A 12,702-nucleotide genomic window follows, 5' to 3' on the forward strand; every position below is an offset into this window, starting at 1 on the left:
TGGCCCCGTGGTCAAGCGGTTAAGACACCGCCCTTTCACGGCGGTAACACGGGTTCGAGTCCCGTCGGGGTCATACAAACAGAAGTGAAATATCGCTTCTGTTTTTTTATATGGAGAGTTGTCCGAGCTGGCCGAAGGAGCACGCCTGGAAAGTGTGTAGGCGCCACAAGCGTCTCGAGGGTTCGAATCCCTCACTCTCCGCTAATTGGTTAATTCCCGTTAAGTTGACGTAAGTAAAACGTTGATTTGACGGGTTTTTATTATGTTTAGATAAGATTAGTTAAGTCATGTAAAATAAGTTTTAAGCCAACCAAACGCCAATATTGGCATCCGATTTATGCTGTTACGCCAACGATGTTGGCATCGCTTCTAACGCAGTCATAGCCTTGTCTTTTTCAATTTCTGCAGTTTCATCTAGCAAGTGAGAATATACGTCCATAGTTGTTTTAATATTACGATGTCCTAACCGTTTTGAAATGTAATATATGGAGACACCATTGTGAAGTAGGTAAGAACAATGAGTGTGTCTGATAGAATGCAATGTGTATTTTCCTAATTTATTTTCTAGACAATATTTCTGTAAAACCTTAGTTACTGCGTTGTTTGTAATTAAAGAAGTACCAGTGTTAAATAATTGACCACTCATATTCGTTGGCATAATGGATAGGGCAGTTTCAATATATTTCATATCCATTTTAGGTATGTCTATTGTTCTATCTGATGTTTCAGTTTTTGTACCAGGTAGGTGGATAGTATTAGTTACAAAATTAAAATCGGTCTTATTCAATCTTTGTACTTCTCCAAATCTTCCGCCTGTAATAATTAGCAAGTAGATGAATAAGTAAGATTGCTTGTGCGTTCCTTTTACATAGTCTTTTAAACCATTGAAAGCTTTTATACTCATAAACTTATCTTCTTCTCGTTGTGTCGGTTTACTACCTTTTACAACAGCTTTATAGGTAGGGTCTTTTAACATTAGACCTTCTTGTATTGCATCTTCGATTGATGCTTTAATACAGTTGTGGACTTTCCTTACTGATTCCGTTGCGTGTGTTTCTCCATACCATTTAATGAACTTACGATATAAAGTAGTGTTGAAATTATCCATACGAATATCTGTAATCATTTCAATTTCTAAAAATGATTTAAATTGATTAATAGCATTTACAAATGTTTGATAGGCACGATCAGTGATAACATCTTTTTTATTCACCTCAATCCATTGGTTATAGTATTCAATGAATGAACTTTTATTATTAATAATCATGCCTTGCATAAGCTGATTCTTCGCTTGTGTTTCTCCTTCAGTAGCTTCACGTTTAGTCTTATAACCTTGTTTACGGTAACGTTTACCTTCGTGACCAAAGTAATAACCCCATTTACCATTGTCATATTTCTTCACTGTCATATTGTTTCCTCCTAAAAAAGATAAAAATATATAGGGCAGTAGGGACTGCCCAAAAATTAATTATTCGTTTGTTTTATGTGGTACTGCATCGTCCATAGGTAGTCCAGTATCAGGGTCTAATTGGTCGTTTGAATAGTAACCGTCAGATGATGGTTCTAATAAACCAGCATCACCATTTGGTATACCAGTATAGCCATTTTCTTTAGCTACTTTTGCATTGGCTTCCATTTTTTCTTGGTCAGTAGGTTCTTGCTGCACAGGTTGTTGTTGCTCTACAGGTTGAACTTCTTCTTGTGATTGAACAGGTTCTTGCGTTGATTGTGGTTGCTCAACACTTTGTGTTTGTTGTTCCGTATCATCTTGTTGAGTATTATCGGCGTTAGAAGTTTCTTGTTTATCTGATTTTTCTTTTTTATCATCATTAGACTTCTTGTTTTCATCTTTCTTCTCATCATCTTTTGTCGATGACTTCGTTTCTTTCTTATCTTCTGATTTACTTTCTTCTGAATTCCCACATGCTGATAATGCTAAAAAACTAGCTAATACCATAAGTAATACCTTTTTCATTCTACAACACTCCCTTATAATAATTTTAATATATATCAAACAACCTATATTTGCCTACACGTGTGCATAGACACGGTAGTAGGTTGGATTAGTCTAAGTTACGGTGTTCAAACACTTGTAAGGGTTCAAATTTTATAACATATCCATTGTGATATGTAGATAATCCATATTTCATTTTATAATGTTCAATTACTTTTAAAACATATTTTTCGCTAACTTCTAAAAATTCAGCTATACCATATAAATTATGAACTCCATGATGAAAGGCTTCGATAATATCATCTAAACTTACTGCCAATTCGCAACCTAATCGACGTGCTTTTAATTCAAACTTACGATTAAGCATATTAGTTTGATCACGTATATCTCCATAGGTAATTTTATAATGTGCTAATTCTTCAGCTAATATTTCAATTTTATTCACATGTTTATTTTTTGAGTTAAGTAGTATTATTTTATTTATATTAATTCCGCCAAGTTCTTCAGGTAATACATTGGTTTCTTTAATTTTTATATTATCATTTGCTATTAGTAATTGTTCGTAATTCCCCACATAGACAGCCCCTTACTTATCGTCGTTTTCTTGAATGAAACGTGCATATTCAAATACTTTCTTCCACTGTTCTTCAGTCAATTCTCCGTCTAAGTGAGCTGCAATTGTTTCGAAAGAGTTTTCTTCCTTTTTTTCTTCTAATCCTAATAAATATCCAGGTGTAACTTTAAGAACTTTTGCGAAATCATCTGCTCTATTCAATGGAAATTCTCTTGATTTATTTAAATATCTTGAAACAGTAGATTTAGCCATATTAGTTCTACGAGCTAATTCGCTTGTTGATAGATTTTGTTTGTCCATTAATTTCGTTATTAAAGAAATGATTTCGTCGTTGTTTCTCATTGTTATTACCACCTTCTTTTATTGTTTCCTTTTTGGAACAATTTAAATATATCATACGTTCCCGATAAGCACAATAGAAAACGATAAATATTCGCATTTAATAGGAAATAACTAGGTAATTTTACTTTTTTTTAAATAAATATGGGTGATTGTGTTGACTTGTGGGAACGATGATGCAATAATAGTAATTGTTCCCGATAGGAAACGAAGCGAGGTGAGAAATTTGAAATTAAATTTAGAGAGATTGAGACAAACACGAAATGACAACAAACTAAGCCAAGAAGATATGGTTAAAGCGTTAGGTTGGAAATCAAGATCACAATATTCTAAAAGAGAAAATGGTTCGGTATCAATCGGTGCTGATGAATTAATCGCTATCGCTAAAATTTTGGGATATAGCAAGGAAGAAGTAGGATATTTTTTTGATTAAAACGTTCCCGAAATGCAACGATTAAGGTTAGGAGGAAAAGAATGATTGAGTTAAAAAAAAGAAATGATTGTAAGTTAGTAGAGAATGGATTGTTCGAAGTGCATAGAAATGGAGATATTTATAGAAACACTAAACACGGAAAAAAGAAGTGCGCAATTTACAAAACTTCTAAAAATAAAAAATATCGTGCAGTGTCAGCAATGAAGGATGGTAAACAAAAGAATTTTTATGTACACAGACTTGTTGCTCAGGCTTTTATACCGAATCCTGAAAACAAACCACAAATCAATCATATCGATGGTGACCCTAGTAACAATAGTATTGAAAATTTAGAGTGGGTCACTGCCAAAGAAAATGTGGTACACGCTTATAATACTGGATTAGCTCCCACACTTGAAACGTCAAACAAATGTGTTTCTTGTGAAAATAAAACAATGAACAAAGACAAAGTTTGCTCTAATTGCAAAAATAACATTAAAAAAATTGGGAGAAAATTAACAAGAGATAAAGAATTGGTCAATTCTTTAGAAAACATAGAGATAAGTATTTTAACTGAAAATGAAAAAACGGCAGTAGAATATCGACGAAAAGCTATGACTTACAAAGAAATAGGCCAATTGATGGGTGTTACAAGGCAACGAATAGAACAACTAATTAAAACTGCATTATCAAAATCGGAAGACTTTAGAAAAAAAGAAATTACAATTCGAACATCTAGTAAAAATTACACCCAATCGAGTAAAAATAAATTGTGGAATATTAGAAAATCGCAAAGAATTCGTCAAGAAAAAGTAGCTGAATTACTGGGTATTACTAAATCAACTTATTCATCGAAAGAAAACGATTTAGAAAGGTTTAAAATTCATGAAGCTAAAAAATTGTGTGAGTTTTTCAATTTAACATTAGATGAATTGTTTGGATAAAATTCAAAATTTATTTATTGATTATATAAACAAGAATGGAGTGTGAGTTATGACAACAAAAACATGGTGGGACATGTCTGATTTAGAAATTGAAACAGGATATAAAAGAGATTGGTTGAAAAGAAACATTTTAAAAGTTCCAAAATACAAAAAGGAAATAGAGTCATTTTCTCATTATCCAAGAAACCGAAATGATGAATACAGATTCATAGGTAGTAAAATGCAATGCTTTTTAGAAGAGAAGTTTACAGAAATTTTTAGTTAAAGGAGGTGTTTCGATGAGAATGTTCATGACTTTTGCGTGTATGCCATTTACAACAGTAATTCTAGGAACGTTAATAAATGATTTTCATATTTCAATAATAGCAATCATTTTAGCAACATTTGCATCATATATGTTCTGGGATAAGTTTTTTGAACAAAAAAAGACTGAAAGCAACGGCAATTGCTAACAGTCCAACGATTAATAAATTTAACAACTTAAATATACACGGAATAGAGGTGTTTCGTCAATGGTGAAAGAAACAGTGACATATTTAATCAGACATAGAGAGATGCCAATATACGTCACTAATAAGCCTAGTGAAAGTAATCCTGAAATAAGTTACTCAACTCAATTTAGTAGAGCAAGAGAGTTTAATGGTCTAGATGAAGCATCTATCAATATGTCACACCACATGGCAATTAAACATACACATATAGAAGAAGATAAATACGAGGAGATAGATTATGAGTGAAAAAACATTATTTGAACAGTTAAACACTTTAAACGTAACTAATCATGTAGAGAAAAAGAACAATTTTAATTATTTAGCGTGGACTCATGCACATGAACAGTTGAAGAAAATAGACCCTAATTATCAGATTAAGATACATGAATTTCCTCACCCAGATATTTCAAACGAACAAATATTTGTACCTTATTTAGCAACACCAGAAGGCTATTTTGTCCAAGTATCTATAACAGTTAAAGGTGTAACTGAGACAGAGTGGCTACCTGTATTAGACTTCAAAAATAAGGCACTAGCAAAAGGGCAAGCAACTACATTTGATATTAATAAAGCGCAAAAAAGATGTTTTGTGAAAGCAGCAGCATTACATGGATTAGGGCTTTATATATACAACGGAGAAGAACTACCGAATGCTAGCAATGAAGATGCGCAAGAATTAGAAAAAAGAATTATCGAATTTGTGCGCATATCACAAGAAAAAGGTAGAGATGCCACATTAGAAAAAACGATGCGTTGGTTAGGTATTGAAAATATTAATAAGTTAAGCGGAAAAGACTTAGCTACAGCTAACGTAAAACTAGATACTGGATTAAAACAATTAGATAAGGAGTAAAAATAATGAATTTAACTATATTGACAGGACGTATTACGAAAGACTTAGAAATCAAACAAGCAGGTCAAACACAAGTATTAAACTTTTCTTTAGCAGTAGACAATCCATTTAAAAAAGATGATGTTTCTTTCTTTGATATCGTGGCTTTCGGTAAAACAGCAGAACTATTAAATAACTATTGCAACAAAGGTAGCAAAATTGCTGTAGAAGGCAATTTAAAACAAGATCGCTTCACTGATAAAGAAGGTAAAAATCGTTCAGTAGTAAGAGTAATTGCTAATCGAATAGAGTTTTTAGATACAAAAGGGCAATCAAATAACCAAGATAAGCCACAAGGTCAATCAAAACAAAGTTCAAATCCATTTAATAATGCTAATGGACCAATCGATATTAAAGATGATGATTTACCTTTCTAGGAGCTGATTTAAATGGCTTTAATTAAAACTTACCTCCAACAAGATGACGGTAAAATAACTGCCGTCATTGAGGATGTTCAATTAGACAATAAAGACTTTTTACTACTCGATAACGGTTTAGAAGTTGAGTGCGATGTGGTTATTGCTGATCCATACAAAATAACTGGAAAGCAGCGAAGAAAAATATTCGCAATGATACGTGATATATACAATCACTATGGACAACCAATGGACTACTTACGTTATATGTTTCAAAAGCAATTAGAGTTCTTGAACAGTTACGAACAGATATCGTTAAGCGACTGTGGAAGGCGACAAGCTAGTGAATTAATCGAACTAATATTAGATTTTATATTCACTCATAACGTGCCTATGAATAAGGCTACTAGCGACCTTTTAAGCAACGATAAGTATTTTATATACAAATCTACGATTAGCCGTTTATGTGTTATCTGTGGCGCTCCAAATAGCGATTTAGCACATAGATATGCAGTAGGTAAAGGTCGTAATAGAAACAAGATAAATCACACTGATAATCAAGTGTTAGCACTATGTAGAAAGCACCATACAGAACAACATCAAATAGGCATGGACACTTTTAATAATAAATACCACTTGAAAGATAGTTGGGTAGATGTAGATGAAAAATTAAACAAGATGTTACGAGGTGAAAAAGTATGATGTTAGCTAAACCAATAAAGCCTATAGATAGAAAATTTATAGGATACAGAATCGCATCACTAAGAGCGCAATCAGATAAAACACAAGATCAATTCGGATTATCATATTCGGCTGGAAAAAGTGTTGTTAGCAAATGGGAAAATGGCGAAAACATACCTGGTATGGAGCGTTTGAAATTAATGGCTAAAGATTTTAATACAACTGTTGATTGGTTGTTATATGGAGAAGGTGAGTGACATGGGCGAAGTCCAATGGATCAAACTCAAAGTAGGAATGTTCGATGACAGCAAAATTAAGTACATTGAAGCATTACCCGAAAGAGATACTATTATCACAGTTTGGGTCAAGTTATTAACGCTTGCTGGTAAGTATAACGAACAAGGCTACATTATGTTATCGGAAAACTTACCCTACAACGAAGAAATGTTAGCAAATGAATTTAACAGACCACTTAACTCAATAAGGCTAGCATTACAAACATTTGAAAAATTAGGAATGGTTGAAGGATATAACGGAATATTAAAAATAGCTAATTGGGAAAAACATCAAAACGTAGAAGGGTTAGATAAAATCAGACAGCAAACTCGAGAGAGAGTGCGTAAACATAGAGAACAAAAGCAATTAGAAGAATGTAACGTTACAGTAACGCAAAGTAACGCGACAGAAGAAGAACTAGAACTAGAAAAAGAATTAGAACTAGAAAAGAGTAATACATTGTCGAGTGACTCGACTGTGTATCCGTATGAATCAATAGTTGAATATCTTAATAAACAAGCTAGTAAAAAATATAGATATCAAACAGACAAAACAAAATCACTAATTAAAACTAGATTCAAACAAGGATTTAGTGAAGATGATTTCAAAATAGTTATAGATAACAAAGTAGCTGAATGGAAAGGAACAGATATGGAGAAGTTCCTAAGACCAGAAACACTATTTGGTAATAAGTTTGAAGGTTATTTAAATCAACAAGTAAGCAATAAGGAAAGTACTGATAATCCTTATGCAAATCTATTTTAGGGAGTGAATACATGAATCCCTTTGAAAACTTAGCTAAAAAAGCAGGATTTAAAAACAAACTAGTTAAACAAGAATACGGATTGAAATGTGATAAGTGTGGTCGCACCTATGATTACTTTGAATTTGATACAGGTTACGTAGTTAAAGATGGTTGTGATTGCGAAATGATAGAACTAGCTAAGCAGAAGAAAGAAGCGAATGAAAAACGCATCAAGTCTAGTAAAGCTAATAGCATATTCAAGAAATCAATCATTAATGATGATCTGGCAAATTGCACATTTGAGAATTACAACGCTACTAACGATGAATTAGCTAAGGCTAAAGCGTTATGCGAAAGATACGCTAATAATTTTAACTTAGATAATAAGCAATCACTATTGTTACAAGGTTCATTTGGTACAGGTAAATCACACTTATCAATGTCTATTGTAAAAAAAGTGAGAGAGCAAGAGCATTCAGCATTGTATATGAATGTACCCCAATTGATATCAACTATTAAAGGTACTTACAACAAAGATACAAATCTTACTGAACAAGAGTTAAACAGAATAATAAATGAAGTTGATCTAATGGTATTCGATGATTTTGGAATAAACATGAATGAATTTGCTACAGGTAAAATGTTTGAACTTATCGAATCAAGAGTTGGAAAACACAATATTTATACCACTAATTTGAATGCGCAAGAGTTAAGTAAAAACAAAGACGCACAAAGAATATTTAGTCGCATGATGTCCAACACTACTCTACTGAAAATGAACGGTGATGATTTCCGAATGAGAGGTATAAACTTTTGATAACTATTGAATATGTAAAAGATATGCTAGGCACTCCAAATATAAGTAATTCATACGCTAAGAAGTTTATAGAGTATGCAAACGGAGACGTTGAAAAGCTAAATGATATTTTGTACCTAAAGAAAGCAGAACGCCATACACGACCGGATATAAGCGAGGTGAAGTAAGTGGGATTAAGCACTGAATACCAATTAAAACAAAGTAATAGTAACAAAACTATAGAGGTTATCCCATTGAGTGGAAATAACAATAGAGTATTTGGATTATATAAACATTTCGGCTTAGATGAATACGTTATTACCAACCAAAGATTAGAAGAAATAACGAGAGAATTTAAATTAATTAGAGCAGATCAAACCAACATATTTGGTTACTTATAGAGGTGATAAATAACTTGAGCAAATACAACGCTAAGAAAGCTGAATACAAAGGAATAACATTTGATAGCACGGTTGAGTGTGAGTATTACAAATATTTAGAGACTCGAATATATATAGATAGTTTTGATTATATCGAAATACAACCAAGTTATGAGTTGATTCCCAAATTTGGAAAACAACGAAAGACGGAATATATAGCAGACTTTGCGTTATGGAATGAAAATAAACTTATCAAAGTTATAGATGTTAAAGGCATGGCTACTGAAACAGCAAAATTAAAAGCTAAGTTATTTAGATATTTGTATCCAAAGGTTGAACTCACTTGGATATGTAAAGCACCTAAGTACACAGGTAAAGAATGGATTACTTATGAAGAATTGCAGAAAGTAAGACGAGAACGTAAGAAAGCTAGAAGGTGATTCTTATCAATGAAGAAACGGTAACAATAAGATACACAGTTAAATTTGAGAAACGAGTGAAAGCTGTTAGAAAAGACAATGAAGAACACCACGTTTTTATAGACAGAATAGGTAAGGATTTAACAGATGATGAAGCTACAGAAGGCGATGTGCTGCATGTAGATAATATAGAGGAGATGTATTACTGATGGCTAAAAGAATAAAGACGAAGAAAATGAAAGACGGAGAACTATGCTATACATTGATAATCGAAAATATAGAGTATTTAGTACCAGTTGATGATTATAAGGAAGCATTAAATTTAGGGATTTCTTACGATATGATAAGAAAAAAATTAAAAAGTGGAGTATCTACACTCAAAAATCATATAAATAAAGTTGAATATGAGGAAGGTTTAGCAAGAATAAAACGTGAGGATAGAGAGCGTTCTGAACGTAAAGCAATGCGCGAGGAAGAAAAGCAGCGTAAAGAGCATGAGAGATTAGTAATGATTGAAAAAGCTAAGTGTAGAGGTAAGTGGTTCGAACACTTATCAGAGAATAACATTTTTCCGAAGGTGGTTAAGTAAATGGAAATTAAAGACCTAGACTTGGAGAGATATGTAATTGTGTATGACATCGGCAAGAGTGAGTACAGTAACGGCATGACAATAGTTGGAAAAGTAATTGAATTAGAGTTTGATGACTATGATAAAAATAAAGCTGTGATTGAATCAATGCAGAATGAGTATGAAATCACAGATGATAATGAGTTTGAGTTTTGGACTAAGAGTATTGAGGATAAGACGGAGAGTTTGAGTGAATCATTTAATTCTAGACTGAGAAAGAACATAGAGGCACAAAATGAATATCTAAATAGTCTTGTTAAGCCTAATCAATCCAACGACTTACAACAACGTAAGCGTGGTGAATTAAATATAAATATTGGTATGGAAACAGAATCTAATAACACGGTAAACCATCCACCACATTATAACTACGGTGAGATAGAAGTAATAGATTTCATAGAGCAGGTAACTCAACATTACAATGCTAATGTAGCTTATCACATTGGTAATGCAATTAAGTATCTTGCACGCAGTCCGCATAAGAATGGTAAAGAAGATGTAGCTAAGGCTAAATGGTATATCGAACGTGCGTATGAGAATTGGGATGTGAAGTAAATGACACCTAATGACATACTACTAAAAAATTCAGACTTAATTGTTAAATCATTATTCCAAAGAGCTGATAGAACGTATAAACAATTCTTAAAGTATAGCAACACAAGTTATAACGCAGAAGTTGGTACAAGTAGATATTGGAAAGCAGTAGCTGGTACTGAACAGACGCAGAGAGAAATAAAAGGATTAATTGAACAACTTAAAGCAATGGACGAATATACACAGTGGAGCCATAAGTTGCATCAAGATAGATATAAGTTTGTTGAGAAGTACGACATTGTGATGGAGAAATATAAATTATCATGATCCTATCAAACACAATCGACATACGTTACAAATATAACACTTGTGGGATGAACACAGTGGAAATGGCACAGTTATTAAAGTATTACAGATTTCGAGGATTCTTAAAGTCCGTAAATGAGCGCAGATTTATTGTAGCAGTGTTGCCTAAGGATAAAGCATATAACATGAAAGTTTTAGATAAGATGAAAAGGTTGGTGGAGTAGATGATACCGAAGTTTAGAGCGTGGGATGAAAAGCACAATGAAATGATAAGAGTTATAAGTGTAAACTTTGATGAAAAATTCATAAGAGGATTAACAGAAGTTGAGAATAATTTGGATATAGAAAGTAGCTATAATTTTGAGGATATTGAACTTCTACAGGCCACAGGGCTTAAAGATATGAATGGCGTGGAGATATTTGAGGGGGATGTGTTGGAAATCCCTGTCGCTATAGATACCGAAAAATTAAATGGTGAAGTTGTTTTTGAGGATGGAGTATTTGGCATTAAAGATGTTTTATATGGTTGGGGATTTGAAATTGGTTTGGTTCCATTAATAGAAATTATTTTAGCTAAAAAAGTAATAATTGTAGGAAACAAATTCGAACACCCACATTTACTAAAGGAGTGATGGCGAGTGAAACTTGAAGAATTTCAAAGACTTGGTCAAACAGTCAAAACATTTACTAGTAAGTTACATGAGAATCCTGGAAAGTTTGTAGCAATAGTTACGCAAATGTATTGGGATATGAAATCAGAACGCGACACATTGATAGACGATTTGAAAGTGTTGAGAGCGAAAAATGAGAAGTTGAAGAATAGAGCAGAAAATGCTATGGAACTTGCGGAACGTTCTAATTGTGGAGTATTGAAGTTGGAACGTGAGAATGAGAAGTTGCACAAATTAAAAGATGTTGCAGAAAAAGCTTTGAAAGGCGCAAACTATATTATTAAAAACCAAAAAGCAACAATTAAGAGGTTGGAACAAGAAAACGCACAACTCAAACAGAAAAATGAGAGGTTGCAAAAGGCGCACTCTGACGGGTGGAAAGAAAAAGATAAAGTAATTAAAAAACTTAATTATCTATACACCACTCTAACCGACCACATACGTTTGAAAGCAAGTGCCAATCCTGGTGAACATAGATATATAGCATTGGTAAATTTCATTGATAGATTGGAAAAGGGAGAGAAGTAGATGGTGTATAAATACGAACAAAAAATAAACGAGGCTTTTTTTAGAGCAAATAGAGCTGGTGGAAACGTCAACAATGAGTTATTAGCAGAACTACAAGAAGTCTATCGCAAAGCAAAGGCGTGGGATAAATATATAGCAGAAGTTAGAGAACGTGTAAGGTTTACCGAAAATACAGAGGTTGATATCGAACACGAAACACAAAAAGTAATTGATTACTATACGGAGGACGAGTAGATGGAATGGAATATTGAAAATGAGATAAAAGAACAATTAATGAAAGCATATCATCAACATGGTTTTAATAGATTTTTAGATGAATACGATGAAGACTTACTTATTGAAATTGAAACATTAGAAAATTTAGTAGATAAAATTTGTATAAATGAAGGTATTGATAAAAAGCAATTTTTATTTGGGGGACAAACAAAATGACTAACACACTGGATCAATTAATCAAACAAGTAGAACGATGGAGTATAGATAAAAACTTACACAAAGGAAATCCAGATAGACAAGCGTTGAAATTCTATGAAGAAGCTGGCGAAGTTGGTGCAGCGTTATCACGTAACAAGTTGGATGATCTAAAAGATGGTATAGGCGATACAGTCGTTACATTAATTATATTGGCACAACAACATGGAATGACGTTAGAGGAGTGTTTACAGTACGCGTATGACGAAATCAAAGGAAGAAAAGGAAAGACAATCAATGGAACGTTTATCAAAGAATCAGATTTGTAAAGATAAAGACATACTACAAAAAGTTAAAGAAGTATT

General features: G+C 32.9%; 26 protein-coding genes and 2 tRNA genes. 24 read left to right on the plus strand and 4 right to left on the minus strand.

The window, feature by feature from the left end:
* Position 1: 1 nt before the first annotated feature.
* Positions 2-73: transfer RNA gene (locus PYW31_RS05050), tRNA-Glu, on the plus strand.
* A gap of 39 nt (positions 74-112) precedes the next feature.
* Positions 113-201: transfer RNA gene (locus tag PYW31_RS05055), tRNA-Ser, on the plus strand.
* A 142-nt stretch (positions 202-343) separates the two neighbouring features.
* Here PYW31_RS05055 and PYW31_RS05060 read toward each other — a convergent pair.
* From PYW31_RS05060 to PYW31_RS05075, 4 genes are all read right to left on the minus strand, one after another.
* Entirely contained in the window at positions 344-1,408 is a 1,065-nt protein-coding gene (locus PYW31_RS05060) for a tyrosine-type recombinase/integrase (protein ID WP_046836826.1), read from the minus strand.
* A 60-nt stretch (positions 1,409-1,468) separates the two neighbouring features.
* The gene (locus PYW31_RS05065; protein WP_046836825.1) at positions 1,469-1,975 is read right to left on the minus strand and encodes a hypothetical protein; all 507 of its coding nucleotides are present in this window, start codon (positions 1,973-1,975) and stop codon (positions 1,469-1,471) included.
* A gap of 88 nt (positions 1,976-2,063) precedes the next feature.
* Positions 2,064-2,528 carry an ImmA/IrrE family metallo-endopeptidase gene (locus PYW31_RS05070; protein ID WP_046836824.1) on the minus strand — a complete coding sequence of 155 codons (465 nt, stop codon included), beginning with the start codon at positions 2,526-2,528 and terminating at the stop codon, positions 2,064-2,066.
* Between the two features lie 12 nt (positions 2,529-2,540).
* Positions 2,541-2,870, minus strand: coding sequence for a helix-turn-helix domain-containing protein (locus PYW31_RS05075; RefSeq protein WP_046836823.1), 330 nt, complete (start codon positions 2,868-2,870; stop codon positions 2,541-2,543).
* Positions 2,871-3,084: 214 nt separating this feature from the next.
* On the opposite strand from PYW31_RS05075, the gene PYW31_RS05080 reads away from it, so the two are divergent.
* From PYW31_RS05080 to PYW31_RS05185, 22 genes are all read left to right on the plus strand, one after another.
* Positions 3,085-3,300 (plus strand): helix-turn-helix domain-containing protein, encoded by a 216-nt coding sequence (locus PYW31_RS05080; RefSeq protein WP_240621337.1) that lies wholly within the window; start codon positions 3,085-3,087, stop codon positions 3,298-3,300.
* A 41-nt stretch (positions 3,301-3,341) separates the two neighbouring features.
* Positions 3,342-4,223: an HNH endonuclease gene (locus PYW31_RS05085; protein ID WP_046836821.1), complete on the plus strand. Its 882-nt coding sequence runs from the start codon at positions 3,342-3,344 to the stop codon at positions 4,221-4,223.
* A gap of 49 nt (positions 4,224-4,272) precedes the next feature.
* Positions 4,273-4,488 carry a DUF771 domain-containing protein gene (locus PYW31_RS05090; protein ID WP_046836820.1) on the plus strand — a complete coding sequence of 72 codons (216 nt, stop codon included), beginning with the start codon at positions 4,273-4,275 and terminating at the stop codon, positions 4,486-4,488.
* Between the two features lie 13 nt (positions 4,489-4,501).
* A complete protein-coding gene (locus PYW31_RS05095) occupies positions 4,502-4,675 on the plus strand; it encodes a hypothetical protein (protein ID WP_156168127.1) in 174 nt (57 codons plus the stop codon).
* 63 nt (positions 4,676-4,738) lie between these two features.
* Positions 4,739-4,960: a DUF2483 family protein gene (locus PYW31_RS05100; protein WP_046836846.1), complete on the plus strand. Its 222-nt coding sequence runs from the start codon at positions 4,739-4,741 to the stop codon at positions 4,958-4,960.
* Positions 4,953-5,567: a Sak single strand annealing protein gene (locus tag PYW31_RS05105; protein WP_046836819.1), complete on the plus strand. Its 615-nt coding sequence runs from the start codon at positions 4,953-4,955 to the stop codon at positions 5,565-5,567. The genes PYW31_RS05100 and PYW31_RS05105 overlap by 8 nt, the downstream gene beginning before the upstream one ends.
* A 2-nt stretch (positions 5,568-5,569) precedes the next feature.
* The gene (locus tag PYW31_RS05110) at positions 5,570-5,983 is read left to right on the plus strand and encodes a single-stranded DNA-binding protein (RefSeq protein ID WP_046836818.1); all 414 of its coding nucleotides are present in this window, start codon (positions 5,570-5,572) and stop codon (positions 5,981-5,983) included.
* A gap of 12 nt (positions 5,984-5,995) precedes the next feature.
* Positions 5,996-6,664: a putative HNHc nuclease gene (locus PYW31_RS05115; RefSeq protein WP_046836817.1), complete on the plus strand. Its 669-nt coding sequence runs from the start codon at positions 5,996-5,998 to the stop codon at positions 6,662-6,664.
* Positions 6,661-6,900 carry a helix-turn-helix domain-containing protein gene (locus PYW31_RS05120; RefSeq protein ID WP_053042472.1) on the plus strand — a complete coding sequence of 80 codons (240 nt, stop codon included), beginning with the start codon at positions 6,661-6,663 and terminating at the stop codon, positions 6,898-6,900. The genes PYW31_RS05115 and PYW31_RS05120 overlap by 4 nt, the downstream gene beginning before the upstream one ends.
* Position 6,901: 1 nt before the next feature.
* Positions 6,902-7,684: a phage replisome organizer N-terminal domain-containing protein gene (locus tag PYW31_RS05125; RefSeq protein WP_046836816.1), complete on the plus strand. Its 783-nt coding sequence runs from the start codon at positions 6,902-6,904 to the stop codon at positions 7,682-7,684.
* An 11-nt stretch (positions 7,685-7,695) separates the two neighbouring features.
* Positions 7,696-8,481 (plus strand): ATP-binding protein, encoded by a 786-nt coding sequence (locus PYW31_RS05130; protein WP_046836815.1) that lies wholly within the window; start codon positions 7,696-7,698, stop codon positions 8,479-8,481.
* A gap of 167 nt (positions 8,482-8,648) precedes the next feature.
* Positions 8,649-8,861: a hypothetical protein gene (locus PYW31_RS05135; RefSeq protein WP_046836814.1), complete on the plus strand. Its 213-nt coding sequence runs from the start codon at positions 8,649-8,651 to the stop codon at positions 8,859-8,861.
* 14 nt (positions 8,862-8,875) lie between these two features.
* Positions 8,876-9,280 carry a DUF1064 domain-containing protein gene (locus PYW31_RS05140; protein ID WP_046836813.1) on the plus strand — a complete coding sequence of 135 codons (405 nt, stop codon included), beginning with the start codon at positions 8,876-8,878 and terminating at the stop codon, positions 9,278-9,280.
* On the plus strand, positions 9,277-9,468 hold the full coding sequence (locus tag PYW31_RS05145) for a hypothetical protein (protein ID WP_046836812.1): 192 nt from the start codon (positions 9,277-9,279) through the stop codon (positions 9,466-9,468). The genes PYW31_RS05140 and PYW31_RS05145 overlap by 4 nt, the downstream gene beginning before the upstream one ends.
* The gene (locus PYW31_RS05150; RefSeq protein WP_046836811.1) at positions 9,468-9,848 is read left to right on the plus strand and encodes a hypothetical protein; all 381 of its coding nucleotides are present in this window, start codon (positions 9,468-9,470) and stop codon (positions 9,846-9,848) included. The genes PYW31_RS05145 and PYW31_RS05150 overlap by 1 nt, the downstream gene beginning before the upstream one ends.
* On the plus strand, positions 9,849-10,442 hold the full coding sequence (locus tag PYW31_RS13705) for a DUF3310 domain-containing protein (RefSeq protein ID WP_327083373.1): 594 nt from the start codon (positions 9,849-9,851) through the stop codon (positions 10,440-10,442).
* Positions 10,443-10,748 carry a DUF1140 family protein gene (locus PYW31_RS05160; RefSeq protein ID WP_046836810.1) on the plus strand — a complete coding sequence of 102 codons (306 nt, stop codon included), beginning with the start codon at positions 10,443-10,445 and terminating at the stop codon, positions 10,746-10,748.
* A 203-nt stretch (positions 10,749-10,951) separates the two neighbouring features.
* On the plus strand, positions 10,952-11,359 hold the full coding sequence (locus PYW31_RS05165) for a YopX family protein (RefSeq protein ID WP_046836808.1): 408 nt from the start codon (positions 10,952-10,954) through the stop codon (positions 11,357-11,359).
* A 6-nt stretch (positions 11,360-11,365) separates the two neighbouring features.
* Entirely contained in the window at positions 11,366-11,926 is a 561-nt protein-coding gene (locus PYW31_RS05170; protein ID WP_046836807.1) for a hypothetical protein, read from the plus strand.
* Entirely contained in the window at positions 11,927-12,160 is a 234-nt protein-coding gene (locus PYW31_RS05175) for a hypothetical protein (protein ID WP_046836806.1), read from the plus strand. It begins immediately after the preceding gene.
* Positions 12,161-12,358, plus strand: a complete 198-nt coding sequence (locus PYW31_RS05180) for a hypothetical protein (protein WP_046836805.1) — start codon at positions 12,161-12,163, stop codon at positions 12,356-12,358. It begins immediately after the preceding gene.
* Positions 12,355-12,666 (plus strand): MazG-like family protein, encoded by a 312-nt coding sequence (locus PYW31_RS05185; protein ID WP_046836804.1) that lies wholly within the window; start codon positions 12,355-12,357, stop codon positions 12,664-12,666. Before PYW31_RS05180 ends, PYW31_RS05185 begins: the two co-directional genes overlap by 4 nt.
* Positions 12,667-12,702 lie beyond the last annotated feature (36 nt).

This window comes from Staphylococcus succinus, assembly GCF_029024945.1.
Lineage (GTDB): Bacteria > Bacillota > Bacilli > Staphylococcales > Staphylococcaceae > Staphylococcus > Staphylococcus succinus.